Source organism: Paenibacillus sp. FSL R7-0345, from assembly GCF_038595055.1.
In the GTDB taxonomy this organism is placed as follows: Bacteria; Bacillota; Bacilli; order Paenibacillales; family Paenibacillaceae; genus Paenibacillus_AQ.
In genome coordinates this window covers 850,474-866,637 of record NZ_CP152002.1, presented here as the reverse complement: position 1 = coordinate 866,637, position 16,164 = coordinate 850,474, and the positions used below count along the sequence as shown (strand labels likewise).

Annotated in this window: 13 protein-coding genes; 4 read left to right on the top strand and 9 right to left on the bottom strand. The window is 51.5% G+C overall.

Features of this window, described 5'->3' with window-relative positions; genetic code table 11:
- Nucleotides 1-33 precede the first annotated feature (33 nt).
- Nucleotides 34-1,809: an ABC transporter ATP-binding protein gene (locus NST84_RS03625; protein WP_342564297.1), complete on the top strand. Its 1,776-nt coding sequence runs from the start codon at nucleotides 34-36 to the stop codon at nucleotides 1,807-1,809.
- Nucleotides 1,796-3,571: an ABC transporter ATP-binding protein gene (locus tag NST84_RS03620; protein WP_342564296.1), complete on the top strand. Its 1,776-nt coding sequence runs from the start codon at nucleotides 1,796-1,798 to the stop codon at nucleotides 3,569-3,571. Before NST84_RS03625 ends, NST84_RS03620 begins: the two co-directional genes overlap by 14 nt.
- Nucleotides 3,572-4,191: 620 nt before the next feature.
- Here the strand turns inward: NST84_RS03620 and NST84_RS03615 are convergent.
- From NST84_RS03615 to NST84_RS03585, 7 genes are all read right to left on the bottom strand, one after another.
- Complete coding sequence (locus NST84_RS03615) at nucleotides 4,192-5,874, bottom strand: sugar ABC transporter substrate-binding protein (protein WP_342564295.1); 1,683 nt, start codon at nucleotides 5,872-5,874, stop codon at nucleotides 4,192-4,194.
- Nucleotides 5,875-5,944: 70 nt separating this feature from the next.
- Nucleotides 5,945-6,817, bottom strand: coding sequence for a carbohydrate ABC transporter permease (locus NST84_RS03610; protein WP_342564294.1), 873 nt, complete (start codon nucleotides 6,815-6,817; stop codon nucleotides 5,945-5,947).
- 15 nt (nucleotides 6,818-6,832) lie between these two features.
- A complete protein-coding gene (locus NST84_RS03605; RefSeq protein ID WP_342564293.1) occupies nucleotides 6,833-7,792 on the bottom strand; it encodes an ABC transporter permease subunit in 960 nt (319 codons plus the stop codon).
- 325 nt (nucleotides 7,793-8,117) lie between these two features.
- Entirely contained in the window at nucleotides 8,118-10,340 is a 2,223-nt protein-coding gene (locus tag NST84_RS03600; RefSeq protein ID WP_342564292.1) for an AraC family transcriptional regulator, read from the bottom strand.
- Between the two features lie 222 nt (nucleotides 10,341-10,562).
- Nucleotides 10,563-10,814 carry a hypothetical protein gene (locus NST84_RS03595; protein ID WP_342564291.1) on the bottom strand — a complete coding sequence of 84 codons (252 nt, stop codon included), beginning with the start codon at nucleotides 10,812-10,814 and terminating at the stop codon, nucleotides 10,563-10,565.
- Nucleotides 10,815-10,817: 3 nt separating this feature from the next.
- Nucleotides 10,818-12,371, bottom strand: coding sequence for a glycosyltransferase family 39 protein (locus NST84_RS03590; protein WP_342564290.1), 1,554 nt, complete (start codon nucleotides 12,369-12,371; stop codon nucleotides 10,818-10,820).
- 197 nt (nucleotides 12,372-12,568) lie between these two features.
- Complete coding sequence (locus NST84_RS03585; RefSeq protein ID WP_342564289.1) at nucleotides 12,569-13,900, bottom strand: methyl-accepting chemotaxis protein; 1,332 nt, start codon at nucleotides 13,898-13,900, stop codon at nucleotides 12,569-12,571.
- A 414-nt stretch (nucleotides 13,901-14,314) separates the two neighbouring features.
- On the opposite strand from NST84_RS03585, the gene NST84_RS03580 reads away from it, so the two are divergent.
- Nucleotides 14,315-14,836 (top strand): ClbS/DfsB family four-helix bundle protein, encoded by a 522-nt coding sequence (locus NST84_RS03580; protein ID WP_342566338.1) that lies wholly within the window; start codon nucleotides 14,315-14,317, stop codon nucleotides 14,834-14,836.
- Here NST84_RS03580 and NST84_RS03575 read toward each other — a convergent pair.
- Together NST84_RS03575 and NST84_RS03570 are read right to left on the bottom strand one after the other, a co-directional pair.
- Nucleotides 14,802-15,200 (bottom strand): hypothetical protein, encoded by a 399-nt coding sequence (locus NST84_RS03575; RefSeq protein ID WP_342564288.1) that lies wholly within the window; start codon nucleotides 15,198-15,200, stop codon nucleotides 14,802-14,804. The two genes, NST84_RS03580 and NST84_RS03575, sit on opposite strands and share 35 nt — an antisense overlap.
- 29 nt (nucleotides 15,201-15,229) lie before the next feature.
- Nucleotides 15,230-15,637 carry a hypothetical protein gene (locus NST84_RS03570; RefSeq protein WP_342564287.1) on the bottom strand — a complete coding sequence of 136 codons (408 nt, stop codon included), beginning with the start codon at nucleotides 15,635-15,637 and terminating at the stop codon, nucleotides 15,230-15,232.
- Nucleotides 15,638-15,733: 96 nt separating this feature from the next.
- On the opposite strand from NST84_RS03570, the gene NST84_RS03565 reads away from it, so the two are divergent.
- A complete protein-coding gene (locus tag NST84_RS03565; protein WP_342564286.1) occupies nucleotides 15,734-16,147 on the top strand; it encodes a VOC family protein in 414 nt (137 codons plus the stop codon).
- The last annotated feature ends 17 nt before the right edge of the window (nucleotides 16,148-16,164 follow it).

The following is a 16,164-nucleotide window of genomic DNA, read 5'->3' as shown; positions in this document are numbered from 1 at the left end:
ACGCAAACAGAACAAACAGAAACAGGTGATGAAATGTTTGAGCTTAAGTGGCTGTGGCAGAACCTGCAGGGTAACCGGACCCGATACATTCTGGCACTGTGCCTCTCGGTGGTAGGCTCCGCGCTTACCATTGTCAACCCGTACATCAGTCAGCGCATCGTCGACACGTTCATCGCCGGTGATCAGGCCGTTCAGAATCTGACGGATAAGCGCGGGCTGCTGATTGCACTTTGTCTGGGCATGATCGGATTTTCCCTGCTGCGGACCGGTCTGGCTTACCTGACAACGATGCAGTATGAGCGTTCCTCGCAGAACATGATGTACAACATCCGTATTTATCTGTACAACAAAATCCAGGGGCAGGACCGTGAGTACTACGACCGCAACCGTACCGGCGACCTTATGACCAAAATGACCGGTGACCTGGACATGGTGCGGCACTCAATGGCGTGGATTTTTAAGACGATCATTGAGTCGGTGACGATTTTTGCAGCCGCTGTCATTTACTTCTTCACGATTGATGCGGAGCTGACATTATGGATGTTGATTCTTGCCCCGCCGATTTTTATTGTGGCCTACATATTTGCAAAGCGCGTGCGCCCGATGTACATCGACCTGCGCGAACGGCTGTCCCAGCTGAATACGACCACACAAGAGAACATTTCCGGGAACCGTGTCGTCAAGGCGTTCGCCCGCGAAGCCTTCGAGATTGAGAAGTTCACAGACAAGAACATTAACTATTCCACCGCCAACAAAAAAGCTGCGCTCGTCTGGCTTGACTATTTTCCTTATCTGGAGAGCTTTGCCCAGGCGTTCAATGTCATTCTGATGGTCGCAGGCGGACTGTTCCTTATGGATGGAAGAATTACCTTCGGGGAGTTTGCCGCCTTCACTTCACTGATCTGGGCGATCTCTAACCCGATGCGCAATATCGGTATTATTATTAATGATATTCAGCGGTTTTTTGCCAGCTTGTCTAAAATCGTCGACATCTACTATGCCAAGCCGGCGATTGCCAATGAGCATAATCCTGTGCAGAAGCGCCGGTACGAAGGACGCATTGAATTTCAGAACGTCCGTTTTAAATATGACAGCGCTCTCGTCCTGGACGATGTGAGCTTTACTGTTGAGCCTGGTGAAACTGTCGCTATCATGGGTTCAACCGGTGCGGGCAAGACAACGATCATCAATCTGATCCCCCGTTTCTATGACGTAACCTCTGGCAAAGTGCTGGTGGACGGCGTGGATGTGCGCAATCTGGAGCTGGATGAGCTGCGGGGCAATATCGGAATGGCTACCCAGGATGTGCTGCTGTTCTCGGATACGATTGACGGCAATATTGCTTACGGCGACCCTGATCTGCCTGAAGAGGATGCGATGGAGTATGCACGAAAAGCTGCCGCCCACGATTTCATTACCAAAATGCCGGAAGGCTACGATACGGTAGTCGGTGAACGCGGCGTCGGCCTATCCGGCGGACAGAAGCAGCGTATTGCACTGGCACGGGCACTCGCTGTACACCGTCCGATTCTGATTCTAGATGATACAACCTCTGCGGTCGATCTGGAGACAGAGGAGCATATCCAGCGCAGTCTGCGTGAACTGGATTACCCTTGCACGAAGATCATCATCGCCCAGCGGGTATCCACTACCTGTGAAGCGGACCGTATCCTGATTATTGACCGCGGCCGTTTGATTGAAGAAGGCACCCATGCCGAGTTATTGGCGAAGCGGGGTTACTACTACGATGTATTTATGCTGCAAAACGAAGGTATTGGAAGGCAGGTGAGCCCGAGTGGCAAGGAATAGATTCGACGTCGATGAGAATCTGGAGTCGCCGTTTAATATCAAGCATTTCCGGCGGGCCATGATCTATATCCGGCGTAAAAAGAAACCGATGATTATCGCATTCATCCTGAGCGCCGTGTCCGCGGCTATCTCCCTTTCAGCACCGCTGATTATGCAGCATGTGGTTGACGTAACGATCCCGGCCAAAGCCAAGGGTGCGCTGATCGGCTGGTCGGCACTCATGCTGCTGACGATTGTGGTCAGCGTTGTGCTGGCAACGGTCCGCTCACGGATTATGACCAAGGTCGGGCAGGATATTATTTTTGATATCCGGACGGATCTGTTCAAGCATCTGCAGGAGCTGCCGTTCAAGTATTATGATGACCGTCCGCAGGGTAAAATCCTGATCCGGGTAGTCAACTACGTCAACGCCGTTTCCGACGTTCTGTCCAACGGGATTATCAACTTTATTCTGGAGATTGTGAACCTGATCTTCATCGCCGCCTTCATGTTCGCGGTCGATGTCCGGCTCTCGTTCGTTACGCTGGCCGGGCTGCCTGTGTTCCTCGGCATCATGCTGCTGATCAAAAACAAGCAGCGCCGTGCCTGGCAAGCCGTTTCCAATAAAAGCTCTAATCTAAATGCCTATCTGCAAGAGAGCATCAGCGGGATTGGTGTTACCCAGATGTTCTCGCGCGAGCAGCGCAATGAAGGCATCTTCACCAAGCTCGCCGGCAATTTCCGGATGGAGTGGATGCGGGCTTTGCGGTATAACTCGCTGATCCCGTTCACCGTCGATAATCTGGCTACAACGGTTATGACGCTGATCTATCTGGTCGGCCTACTGACGCTGAGCCCGCAGGATGTCACCTTCGGGGTCATTCTCGCAATGAGCAGCTATGCGGCCCGTTTCTGGCAGCCGATCCTTAACTTATCCAACTTGTACAACAGCTTCATCAACGCCGTCGCTTATCTGGAGCGGATCTTCGAAACGCTGGATGAGCCGGTTACGGTCAGCGACCTTCCGGGCGCAAAAGCGCTGCCGCCAGCCCGCGGTCAGGTGACCTTCGACGATGTAACCTTTGCCTATGATCCGGGGCTGAACATTCTGGAGAACATCTCCTTTGACGTCAAGGCCGGCGAAAGTGTGGCTCTGGTTGGACCAACCGGTGCCGGTAAAACCACCGTCGTCAATCTGATTTCCCGGTTCTACAACCTAACAGGCGGCCGGATTCTGATCGACGGCGAGGACATTGCCGGGGTAACCATGAAGTCCTTGCGTAGCCAGATGGGCATCATGCTGCAGGACAGCTTTATTTTCTCGGGAACGATCCTGGACAATATCCGTTACGGTAAGCTGGATGCCACCGAGGAGGAAGTGATCGCCGCAGCCAAAACCGTCTGCGCCGATGAATTCATCCGCGAGTTCGAACAGGGCTATATGACCGAGGTCAACGAGCGCGGCTCCAAGCTCTCGCAAGGTCAGCGCCAGCTGATCTCGTTCGCCAGAACGCTGCTGGCTGACCCGCGCATTCTTATTCTGGATGAGGCGACCTCCTCGATCGATGCCAAGACCGAGCGGCTGCTGCAAAAGGGACTGAACGAGCTGCTCAAAGGCCGCACCTCGTTCATCATCGCGCACCGCCTGTCGACCGTGAAGAACTGCGACCGCATTATGTACGTGGCCAACAAGGGTATCGCCGAAAGCGGCTCGCATGAGGAGCTGCTTGCACGTAAGGGCCTTTACCACCGGCTCTACACGGCGCAGAAGATGGAAGCTTAGAGTTTACTTTGTAGGTAGTGCGGATACTCCCCTTTTGGGGGTATCCGCTTTTTTTTGCATCCGTGGGGGGGGCGATACTGATGGGATCGGCACGGACTGAGTCGGTTACCGGCTCGCTCGCTTGCGCCTACCTGCGCCCAAATCAAAGGCATTTTTGCCTCTCATTTCACACATTCCGCCATCTGCGCTCAAATCAAAGACATTTTTGCCTCTCATTTCGCACATTCCACCATCTGCGCCCAAATCAAGGGCATTTTTGCCTCTCATTTCTCACATTCCGCCGTCTACGCCCAAATCAAAGGCATTTTTGCCTCTCATTTCTCACATTCCGCCATCTGCGCCCAAATCAAAGGCATTTTTGCCTCTCATTTCACACATTCCGCCAACTTCGCCCAAATCAAAGGCATTTTTGCCTCTCATTTCCCGCTATTCTTATTACTCTTGTTACTCCCACTCCCCTCACTCCGCAAATCCCGCCACCTAAACGCCAATCCTATACCTCCCCCTTTTAACCATTCCTTTAATCCTCTTTTCCCTCTATTCCCCCACATATCCATCAAAAAAAGGCCAAGCGCCCCTCCCTTGGGAAGCGGCGCCTGGCCTTTCACAATCCAATAATTCTAATATCCCAACAAACTCTTAGTCTTCACAAAAATCTCGTTCGCCAGCTCCGTATAACGCGTGCTGCCGTTAGCCTCTACCTGGGCTTTGTAGTTATCCCAGTTGTCCAGGCTTTCCTGGCCGGTGGCGAATTTCAGGGTCATCGTTTTGACGTAGTCCATGAGCGGGGTGGAGATCAGCTTCATCTGCTCGCTTTCCTCAGCCGTCGCCATAATCGGCGGGATCAGCTTGCGCGTCTCACGCGTCTCCTGGATGCGGGTCATGAAGTCGCGCTCGCCTTCGGTCATTTTGGACAAGCGGAGCTTCTCCGAGCCGCCGTAAGCGAACATCCCTCCGGCGAAGCCGTAATCAACGTTCAGCTGCTTAGGAGCGCCTTCGTTCATTCCGTTATAGTAAATATCCGGATTCAGCACCACATTGCCGTCTGCATCAAGCGTGTACGTCTCGCCTTCCACACCCCACAGGCTCAGCATCTGGCCTTCATTGGAATACCAGAACCAGTCAATGAAACGGAGCATTTTGATGAATTCCTCTTCACCCAGGTCATCCAGCGCATTCTGGCTGATCATGATCCCGTTCTCCAGCCGTGAGTTCTCGATCTGCAGCTTGCCTTTCGGCCCGCCCGGTTGAGTAATCATATACAATTCAGCATTCGGGTCCTGCATCTTGCTCTTGAAGTCGGCCAGTACCTGGTACACGCCGCTGATCGCGTAGGTGTCACCTTTGAAGAACTTCGCCTGCGCCGCATCGTCCTCCTGGGTGAACGTTTCAGGGTCCAGAATGCCGTCGCTCACGAGCTTGCTGAAGTAGCCGACGAAGCTTTTGAAATCATCCGAGTTATCGGCAAAAACAAATTGCTGCTTGTCGTTATCAAACGTCAGTCCGTTGGAAATCCCCCAACCAGCGGTCACGCCATATTGTACAGCTGCGATATTCAGGGCAGACTCACCTTTGAACTGGTCGGAAATGACGTACTGGGAACCCGTGAAATCTTTTACCTTTTTCAAGGCTGCAGCAAACTCCTCATACGTCCAGTTGCCCTGCTCACCCTCTACATCCACTCCGGCTGCCTCAAAAACATCCTTACGGATAATATACGAGTAACCTCCGCCCGCAATCTCCCACATACCCGGAAGCAGGTAATACTTGCCGTCATCCCGCAGCTTCATCTTCAGATCCTCTTCCATGCCCCAGTCCTTGACCGCCTTGGTATAGTTCGGCATGTACTGGACCCAGTCACTGACCGGAACGATCTGGCCGGATGCTACAAACGCGGATTCATCATAGGTTTTAGGAATAATGTATGGCGCGTCACCGCTGTTAACCAGTAGGGATTTCTGATTTTCGTATTCGGTTCTGGCTGTAATCGACAGGTCGAAGGTTACGTTCGTTTTCTCCTGAATCGCGCTCCACAGTCTCCAGTCCGCTTTATACGGATAGTTCTCATGGTCGCTGTACATCATCGAGTAGCTGACAGGCTCATTGGAATGGAACGTCTGGCCTGCGCCAAAAGTATAATCCTCCGCCGCACCCGCTTCCGCATTAGACGAGCCTGCATTTGCAGCGGTTGTCCCCGCAGGCTTTTCTGTACTCGATGCGCCGTTGTTACCGGATGAACAGGCTGTTGAAACAACAAGCAGCAGTGCCATCATCCCCATGCCAACTGTTTTTGTAAATTTCATATTGTGCCTCCCCTTTATGGTTCAAGCTTTGTATAGTACGGAAACGCAGCACGCGCTTCCGGTTATACCGTTATCCTTTGACGGCCCCGATCATCATGCCCTGCACGAAATATTTTTGGACAAAAGGATAGATACAAATAATTGGCAGTGACGTAAGCACCATGGCAGTCGATTTTACACTTGCAGCAATCTGGCTGGTCTGATCGGAGGTCGCTCCAATTTCCGTCGGACTGATCGCATTATCAATTATTTGTTTCAGATATAGCGCGACCGGCCACTTCTCCTTACTCTGCAGGTACAGGGACGGTCCGAACCAGTTGTTCCACATCCCAACCATTACGAACAGCATAATGGTGACCAAAATCGGCTTGGACAGCGGCAGAATAATCCGCATAAAAATCCCGAATACCCCCAGCCCGTCTACACGCCCCGCTTCCTCCAGCTCACCCGGCAGACCGGCGAAGAACGTTTTCATCAGAATGACATTGAACGCGCTGATCGCACCCGGAATGACGATGGCCCAGATGGAGTCTCTCATCCCTAAGGTTTTGGCGACCAGAATGTAGTTGGGGATCAGCCCGCCGCCGAAATACATCGTAAACAGCACGAAGGGTATAAAAAACTTATTCAGCCGCAGCTTATCTTTGGAGAGCGGGTAAGACATGACAGCGGTTGCAGCTACAGCTATAAAAGTACCCGTTACAGAATACACAATCGTGTTCCAGTAATATAAGAAGAAGTCAGGCTTACTCAAAATGACCTTATACGTATTCGCAGTGAACTCCACTGGAAAAACCGACACCTTACCTGCATAAATAGCCGCCTCCGAGCTGAAGGACTGGGCCACGAGATAGACGAACGGATAGAGGGTAAAGATCACGATCAAGATCATAAAAATACTGTTAATGATGTTAAACAAACTGAAGGTGGGGCTACGTTTCATATTCTTTGCTCCTTTCTACCATAAGCTTGATTTCGTAGTCCGCCTGGACACCGCATTGGCCGTCGTTACCAGAATCAGCCCGATAATGCCCTCGAACAGCCCCACCGCGGTCGCGTAGCTGAAATTGCCGCCGGTGATCCCCATCCGGTACACATAGGTGGAGACGACATCTGCCGTTTCATAGGTGAGCGGATTGTAGAGGAGCAGGATTTTTTCAAAGTTAGAGCTTAAAATGCTGCCGATATCGAGAATCAGGAGCACCATCACCGTCGGCAGAATGCCGGGAATCGTAACGTGCTTAGCCAGGTGCATCCGGTTGGCCCCGTCCATTTTGGCTGCTTCATACAGAGCCGGGTCGATGCTGGTCATCGCCGCAAGATAGAGGATCGTTCCCCAGCCCAGCCCCTGCCACACCCCGGAGGTAACATAAATCGGTGTGAACCATTCCGGAAGGGAGATAAAGGCTATTTTCTCAAGTCCGATTCCTGCTAACAGACTGTTGACCGGCCCCGTTAAGGACAGAATCTCCTTGAGCATTCCGGCCACGATAACCATGGAGATAAAATGCGGGAGATAGGATACGGTCTGGACGAACTTTTTCCATTTGAGCCTGCGGATTTCATTTAGCAGAAGCGCAAACAGCAGAGTCAGCGGGAACTTAACCACCAGGTAGCTCACGCTTAGCGTCAGATCGTTGAAGAACGCCCGCCAGAAGGTCGGGTCCTTCATAAACATCTCAAAGTAAGTAAAGCCGACCCATTCCGTCCCCAAAATATTCGGCCCGCCTCTGTACTTGCGGAACGCAATAATATTCCCCAGCATCGGAGCGTACTTAAAAATCAGAAAATAAAGTACGGGAATGACCAGGAACGAATAAAGCTTCCATTCCTGCTTAACGTGTTTCCACAGCGGTACCTGGCCCTTCGTCTTAAGCTGCTTGCGGGCTGCCCTAGTGATTTGCGGCTGAGCTGCCATTATGCGATCACTTCCTTAATAGAAATTCATCCTGTCCAATTTGAATCCGTTTACATTCCGAATGTAACCCGTCCTCCCCCTATGCAACAATGTTCATTAAGCAAAATGATGTACGAAACCCGTGATTTGGCGGTTGATATTTTGAATATGATGGACTTTTTGACGAATAGCACTTGTACGAACGCAAAATAACCCCACAAAGTGGGGCCTTAACATGGAAGTTGACTCAGGTACTTTGTGGGTACCCCGGAAACATATACATTCTTATTCTAAAAAAAGATGGCCCCGGTCTGCTTCGGTGACCATCTTTTTTCTATATAAAAACTTAAGCCTGCTCCTGAATCGTCCTGTACTTGCCGGGGGTGATCCCCTCGTATTTCTTGAACACCCGGATCAGCGCATGGCTGCTGGCGAATCCGACCCTGGCCGCTGTCTCGTCGATACTGACTCCCTCCACGAGCAGCGACTTGGCTGCTTCCACCCGGGTATGGTTAATATAGTCGTGCAGTCCTGTCTCTCCTGTCTGCTCACGAAACAGGCGGGATACGTACTGCGGAGTCAGCCGGAACTCATCGCCGATGAGAGCAACACTGAGGTTTTTGTCATTATAATTCTTCTGCACAAAATCAATAATCTTCTCGCTGATGCCGGTGTTGGCCTGATTATTCTGCTTACTCTTCAGCAGCCCGCATACCCGTTCAAAAATATCCAGCAGCTCCTGCTCAAACTCCGCCTTGGTGGAGCACGATAGAAGCCGCTTGAGCGGACGCCATTCCTCCCAGGCGATACCGGCCTGCTCCGAGTCGGGAATGGTCTTGATCATCGTCGTCGCCAGATCCAGCAATACGCATTTGGCCATCTCATGGGAAGCCTCGCACTGGAACGCCTGCCCGATCACGTTGCTGATCATCTGCTGCGCCTTGCCGAATTCCTCCGCCTTCAGGAAGTTGATCAGGATCATCTGATCATTCACAGTGAAGAAATAGCTGCTCTCCCCGGGCTTGATATCCCCGTACCAGATCAGCGCCCGCTCCCCTAGCATAATCCGGTGCTCCTGCGCCTCCAGCGCCTGCACAAAGGCCTGATGAATCCCGTCCAGTCCGCTCTGCAGCTCACTTCCCACTGCGGTGAACCGGAGCTTATACCGCTCGAGAATGAATTCCCCGGCCTTCGCCAAATCCTGCTCCAGATCATCCTTCCACTGCTCTGTGAACTCGGGATGTACATTAACCACCGCTGCCAGCATACCGTCCACATCTGTAAAATGGAGCATCACCCCGTCACCCGCCGTATCCGCAACAATATTCGAAACGATAAACTGGGACAGGGCCAGATCGGTTACTCCGTCCTCACTGCTCTCAATATAAAACAGCATTACGGCAAAAGCGTCCCCCGTCCAGGGCAAATGATAAGCCTTCGCCAGCTCCGTCAGCGGAACATTGCGGTCCGTCTGCCCTTTCAGCAGCTTGACCAGATAATAATCCTTCAGCACCCGCAGCTGCTGGGCCTGCTTGTTGTTCATATCATCGCGCTCGCGGATCGTCTCCAGCACACTGCTGCGGATAAAGGTGTATTCATCCAGATACGCTCCGCTGCGCGGCATCGTATTACGGGAAAAGACACTTACCAGCTGCCTGATCGGATCATAATTCTTCCGGGCAAAATAAGTGATCACCGCGCCCCCAATCACAAAGCACAGCAGTAGTCCGAGCAGGTTCAGGTTACGGATGGTGCCGACCCGTTCCCAGAACACTTTTGTCGGAAACACACTGATATACTTCCAGCCCGTGGTGTCTGAGGATTCAATGGTAATCATCGATTCCACTTCCTCAAAAGAACCCGTAAACGTCCCGGTCCCGCGGTCACTCCACTCCCGGTACAGAGGAGGAGCGATTGTATTCCCGCCTGCATTCTGAATCAGCACCTGATTGTTCGTATCCATAATGAACACCTGGCCGCGGTCTACCCAGTCGATATTGCCCAGCATGGTCATAATTTTCTCAGAGTTGAGTGCAATGATCAGCGTCCCCGCCGTTTCCGAGCTCCCCTGCTTCGTCAGCGACCGGACATACGCCGGAGTGTAGACGACATTCCCCTGATTCTCTACAGGAAGCATCACATATCCGCGCGTCTGCTCCCCGTTAATCAGCTCCTGCCAGCTGTCATAGCTGAACGTGTCCGTCTGCAGCTTCATTTCATAGAAGTCTTGTTCCTTCACATAGGTTTCGCTTGAGAGTACAGTCTGTAGCGGCTTTGAGTACAAGTAGATGCCCTGTATAAAATCATTCGCCGACAACAGCTTGTTCAGCTCCTGCTTCATCTCATATACACCGTAAGCGCTTTCTGTTTTAGAAGAGATTAATTTGCGCACATCCGAATGAATCGCCAGCTGGGCAGCCAGACTCTCCGTCTGCAGCAGCTCCCCGTCCACAATGTACCTGACCTGCTGAAGCATGGCCCCGCTGGCCAGCACGATCTCACGCTTGACGATCTCACGGGTCTGGCCGTATATGATAAGACTGAGTATGACCGGTATACATAGAATCACAGCATAAGATACAAATAAGCGATAAGCTACACTCCGCGTGAATTTTCCCCGCATCCAAGCCAATAGGGATCCCCTGCCTCATTGTTCTTTTTGTACAGCTACTCTTTTTGTACATTATCAATGATAGCACGATCCCTGCGTATGGTTGATGTACAAATTGAACCTGCATGTTCAATTTGTGTATTGCGGGGAAAATCCGGCCGGCACCCCGGTGCGGATTGCTTAGTTCTGCCCGCCTTGCCCGCCGCTTCTATCGCTGCCCTGCCCTCCGTTTCGTCTCATGCCGCCGTTCATCCCGGGGAACCCGCCATCTGTACCGCGTCCGCCGCCAAAGCCTGGTCCCCCGTTCATCCGCGAGCCCGAGCTGCTGCCGTCACTGGAGATTTTTTGGGCGGTAATAGCATCACAAGAGGTCAGCACTATAGAGCAGCTGAGTACAGCTATGATCAGAGCGGCATAACGTCTGGTTCGCATACCTCATCCCTTCCTTCCGGCAAAATAATCATACACATCTTTAAAGCCCATGTACGAGAACACGATCAGCAGCGGATACACCGGGAAAATATAACGCGCCTTAATCTCCCACAGCAGATAAAATCCGATAAATCCAAGCAGAACCAGCACCAGCGGGGTCTCCCCGAAACGTTTAGCCCTTACGCTGCCGATCAGCCGGACCAGGATGCCGCCGTACATCAGCAAATTCAGCACATACATCATCCATTGCAGCCCGCTTCTGAAGCCGGAGTCTCCTTTAAAAAGATCAGTGGCTGCGTTTGTATAGCTGTACCGGTCCATGACCATGCCAACCATTCTGCCTCTGTCACCGGAGGAGCTGTCATTGCCGATTCCGTAACGCTCCATCTGGTAGGTGCCTTCCGTCCAGGTCCAGATCAGCTTTTTATAATACATTTTCACCAGATCGCCTGCGCTTGCGTCCGCCAGTTTGTTACTGATCTCTTCCTTGAACAATTCTGTACTTGCCGCCTTATTATAATCAGCATCCTGCTGGTAGATCGTATAGCTCTCCCGGTTGTCCCAGAAGCCGAACGTCTCCAGATTGATGCCCATGTTCAGCCACATGTAGACCGGTGCAGAATTGGTATTCACGGATTCATCCACCACACCCGCCGCCTGAAGCGCCGCATTCTGAGTCCAGCCTGGTACATTAAACAGCGCACCCGTAATGAACAACGCCGCCAGCGTCTTACGCACACCCAGCTTACGAAGACCCAGCAGCAGACTAAGCAGCACCGCAATCAGCACAATGACACCAATGCTCCGGAAGTAATTCCCGAGGGCCAGCAGGATTGCTGCAAACAGAATGTCCTTTAAGGATTTTCTTTTCATAAATTTCGCGGCAAAATAGAGTGCGCTCGTCAAAAACGCTGTAGCAATCACATCATTATAAATAAAATTGCTCATAAACAATGCAGGTAAATAAATTGCCGCAAATACCAGAACCCCGTAATCCCACTCTTGGGATTTATCGTTGAGCTCTTTATATAGCAGGTAAATCATTAATGTCGTTAACAGTGTGAAAAAGATATTAAACAGCTTAATCGTCAGATAATTATCCGGAAAAAGATACAGCAGCGTCTTCAGGTAAAGGACAGTCGAAAAGTTAAACGGAAACATATGCAGATACCCGCCCGTCTCAAAGGAAGAATAATCGCCGCGGTAGAGCATATCCAGCGCAAGATTAAGCACCGTCTCGGAATCATCCGTCGGCAGACGGGGGAACAGAAAAATAATAGCCAGCTGAATGGCAAAAGAAACCGCCAGAACGGCGGGAATGACAATGCGTCTGCTGAACCGGTTGAGCTTCAGGCTTATTTTATAGAGTACGGCACTTAAGGCCAGCACCAGCGCAATGACCAGAATGAACAGGCCGAGCTGCTGCTTTTCCAGTACCGGTGTGTCTCCGTATACGAAATAACTGTACTTTGCCCTGATAAAAAACGAGGAAGCAATGAACAGTCCGATGAACAAGCTAAGGATGATATAAAGTGATTTGTGAATACCCTTGACCATGAGAACCTCCTCTTGCGGAGTAGTGATAAGCGCATTATAAACACTGAAACTGAACGTTAGATGAAAATGATGTTACGGGGATGCGCGGACTTAGACCCGCGGGCTCCCGTCAGATCAAAAACACCTCCAAAAGGCGCTCTGCATAGCGGCAGAAAGGCATCTTTTGAAAGTGTCCGAAGGGTACGGCCCGAGGCCTGTTAAAAGGTGAACCTTTTTACTGACTCGATTAACTGTGACGCCAGCGCAGACTGCTGTTCCATCGATACTGCCGCCTCATTCATCACCACATTAATGTCGGACAGGCTGGCATTAATCTCTGCCGTATAGGCAGAGGTGTTGCCGGAGGTATCCACTACGGTGTCTATAACCTTGGTAATCTCCTTGATGGAGGCATTCATTTTGGCCGCAGACCCGTTCACCTCCGTGGAAATCCGGTGGATCAGCGCTGCGTCTGACTGGTATTGCCTGCCGGTGTGCAGCAGGAGCTCATAATCCGCTTTTACATTATGGTCAATGTACTCCAGTACATCCTGGGAGCTGCGCGACAGATGGTCAAAAACCTCCCTCACCTGCGTCACAAGCTCCTCAATTCCGGAGATCGCCTGGGTGGACTGGTCGGCCAGCTTTTTCACCTCTCCCGCCACCACCTCAAACCCTCTGCCCTGCTCACCCGCTCTGGCAGCTTCAATAGATGCATTTAGGGCCAGCAGATGGGTCTGTGAGGCAATTGCCTTGACGCTGTGGGAGATAACGCTGATTTCCTCGACGATTGCGCCGGCTTCAATGGCTTTTAGAATATTGTCTTGCTTCTCCCTATAGGTCTGGTCGGCCTGCTCAAGCGAGGCTATCACCCGCTGGCTCATCTGCGACGCCCTATCTTCCATTTCATCCGCAGAGGTTAAGGCCGATCCGGCATTCGCCAGCAGCAGACGATTTTGTTCATTAATCTGTTCAAAAGAAACGTTAGCTTCCTGGGTGGAATGCAGCAGGCTTAAGGCATCCTCCGCCAGGGTCGATGAAGTTGTATGTATGGTATTCACGCTTGCGGATGAATTACGGGCTGATGCCATCAGCTCATAGCTGGCCGCATTGATGTTGCCTGAAATGTCCGCAATGCCGGAAACCAGCGACTTGATCTGGGCTGCGCTTTTATCAAGTGAATGGCCGAGTCTGCTGATCTCATCATTGCCCCCGAACGTAAGCTCCCCCGACAGAACACCTTCTCCCAGCTGTTCAGTGTACTTGAGCACTTTTTTCAGCCGTTTCAGGACCAGCCTATCGTACACAAAGACAATAATGAACACAGAGATCAGAATGCTGAGGCCCGATGAGACCAGGAATCCGACGTTTCCCTCGATATACCTGGAGTCCCCTCCGACAATCTCAATCACCTCTCCGCTTCTGTCCAGCAGATAATTCACAGCCTGGCCGATATTGGTGCTCAATACCTGTACAATCACAATCGCCAGCACCAGCTTGAACTTAATGGAGTTAACGGTAGCATTCAACAGCCAATTTTTTATACCCATAAGCCTCTCCCCCGCAAAAGATAATGCCTATACCATAACCCAGCTGGATGAACTGAACATAAACAAGCTATGGGATTAGGCTGATTAGGGGAAGGGAGCGGAGTTGTACGGAGTGACAGTGCGAGAGAGTGACAGTGACAGTGAGAGAGAGTGTGTGTGAGCGGGGGAGGGATTGAGTATCCAATTGAGTACTGTGGAGTGACGGGTGGCAGGTGTGGCCGGAGTGACGATGGGCCGGAGCTTACGGGAATGCAGGAATGACGGGGGTGGCGGTGGGTAAGCGTTCGAGGAGCCGAGTTCGCGAGAGGCCGAGGTTATATCAATTAATGGTGTTAATGGAGCTAAACCGGACATACTGGTGTCACTGCTCTATGGTATAACGGAGTTAACGATACAGGGAGGGATATGGATAAAATGGCAAGCTATGAATATAGCTCCAAGCAGGAGCTGCTGGATGCGATCCATACTAACTACATATTGTTTGATACTGAATTTACAGGGATCAGCGACAGTTACAGGAACACGCGGATACCGGAGGTGGATAAAACACCGGGCGAGATCATCGCCTACCAGCTGGGCTGGCTGCATCTCGTGATGAGCTGGGACAAGGCAGAGCTGGCTGGCCAAAGTGTGACGATGCCGTCTGCGGACTATAAATGGAACCAGCTCGGCGGTCTGTACCAGTCCTTCTACAAGGAGTACGAGGGTTATACACTTACCGAGCTACGGGAGCAGCTTCGTCAGGCGGAGCAGGAGTGGTTAGCCTGGACTGGCGGCTTGAGCGAGGAGGAGCTGTTCACTCAAGGGATCCGGGCGTGGACAGGCAGCAAGGACAACTGGCCGATGGCCCGCTGGATCCATATTAACTCGTCCGCCCCGTTCAAAACCTTCCGGGCGAAGATCAGGAAGTGGAAAAAGCACGTTCCGGCGGAGTGAGCAAGGTGGCGGACATGCTGGCGGAGTCAGAGGCATTTTTGCCTTTGATTCTGTCGCTTCGCCTCATGCAGGCGGAATCAGAGGCATTTTTGCCTTTGATTTTGCCATTTCGCCTCATGCAGGCGGAATCAAAGGCATTTTTGCCTTTCATTTCGCCGTTCCGCCTCATGCAGGCGGAATGAGAGGCATTTTTGCCTTTCATTTCGCCGTTCTGCCTCATGCGGGCGGAATCAGAGGCATTTTTGCCTTTGATTTTGCCGTTCCGCCTCAGGCGGGCGGAATCAGAGGCATTTTTGCCTTTGATTTCGCCGTTCCGCCTCAGGCGGGCGGAATCAAAGGCATTTTTGCCTTTAGTATTCCACACTCTAGCCAACCGCCCCACACTCCACCAACCTAGCACTCAAACTCTGTATGATTGACCCGGTTGTACTCTAACACCAGCTCTTTATACTTCTCAACGTCACGCTGCAGCATCCACTCGAACAACGACTGCACCTGTCCAAAAATATCCGGCGGCACCCGGTGAGGAATCGCAAGTCTGGTAATCTCCTCTTCCACCAAATGCTCGTAGAACCCCACCGCCGCCGCATTGCATAGGTCAAAGCATCGTTTTTGCTGGTTAAAGCACCACTCCACATACCCATAAATCTTATCCAACTCTGCGGAGTCATTTTCCCGGTGGGCATCCTCTACCCGACTTCGCAGCTGAACCATCAGAGTGTATATCGTGTCATCTTTGCCGTTAAACGAATGTCTACTGTCATAGAATAGCTCCAAGCCCTTTCTTCTCCACGTACTCATGCCGGAACCCTCCACATTTTGTTCATTATAGTAATCATACTCCCCTCAAGCAATATGGTAGAATATTGAAAAAACGTACAGAGGAGCTGCATATCCATGCTTGTTACGCCTACCCTGCATTTTTATGGACAATGTGAGGAAGCAATCGGCTTATATCAAAAAGCGTTTGGTCTGCAAATGAATTACCTCCTGTATTATGCAGACGCAGACCCGCAGGACTGGAATTTCAGCTTAACTTCTGAGCAGCGGAACTACGTGTATCATGCAGAGGCTTTTATCGGCAAACAGCGCATCATGCTGGCGGATGAGATCGGAACCGAGGCGCCCGGAAACACCACTCTTTTTCTGACTATTACCTTTGAAACTGACGATCAGGTGAAACAGGCCTACGAAACGTTAAAGGCAAGCGGGAGCATCATCCAGCCTTTGCGCACAACGACATACAGCTCTTCTATGGCTTCCGTGGTGGACAGGTTCGGCTTCCGCTGGGGACTGATGACGGAGGATTGAGAAAAAAGGGCGGATTA

Bases quoted from the DNA above. Each gene is read 5' to 3' on its own strand.
- NST84_RS03625 (WP_342564297.1), top strand. From the start codon at position 34: ATGTTTGAGCTTAAGTGGCTGTGGCAGAACCTGCAGGGTAACCGGACC.
- NST84_RS03615 (WP_342564295.1), bottom strand. From the start codon at position 5,874: ATGAAATTTACAAAAACAGTTGGCATGGGGATGATGGCACTGCTGCTT.
- NST84_RS03610 (WP_342564294.1), bottom strand. From the start codon at position 6,817: ATGAAACGTAGCCCCACCTTCAGTTTGTTTAACATCATTAACAGTATT.
- NST84_RS03605 (WP_342564293.1), bottom strand. From the start codon at position 7,792: ATGGCAGCTCAGCCGCAAATCACTAGGGCAGCCCGCAAGCAGCTTAAG.
- NST84_RS03595 (WP_342564291.1), bottom strand. From the start codon at position 10,814: ATGCGAACCAGACGTTATGCCGCTCTGATCATAGCTGTACTCAGCTGC.
- NST84_RS03590 (WP_342564290.1), bottom strand. From the start codon at position 12,371: ATGGTCAAGGGTATTCACAAATCACTTTATATCATCCTTAGCTTGTTC.
- NST84_RS03585 (WP_342564289.1), bottom strand. From the start codon at position 13,900: ATGGGTATAAAAAATTGGCTGTTGAATGCTACCGTTAACTCCATTAAG.
- NST84_RS03580 (WP_342566338.1), top strand. From the start codon at position 14,315: ATGGCAAGCTATGAATATAGCTCCAAGCAGGAGCTGCTGGATGCGATC.
- NST84_RS03570 (WP_342564287.1), bottom strand. From the start codon at position 15,637: ATGAGTACGTGGAGAAGAAAGGGCTTGGAGCTATTCTATGACAGTAGA.
- NST84_RS03565 (WP_342564286.1), top strand. From the start codon at position 15,734: ATGCTTGTTACGCCTACCCTGCATTTTTATGGACAATGTGAGGAAGCA.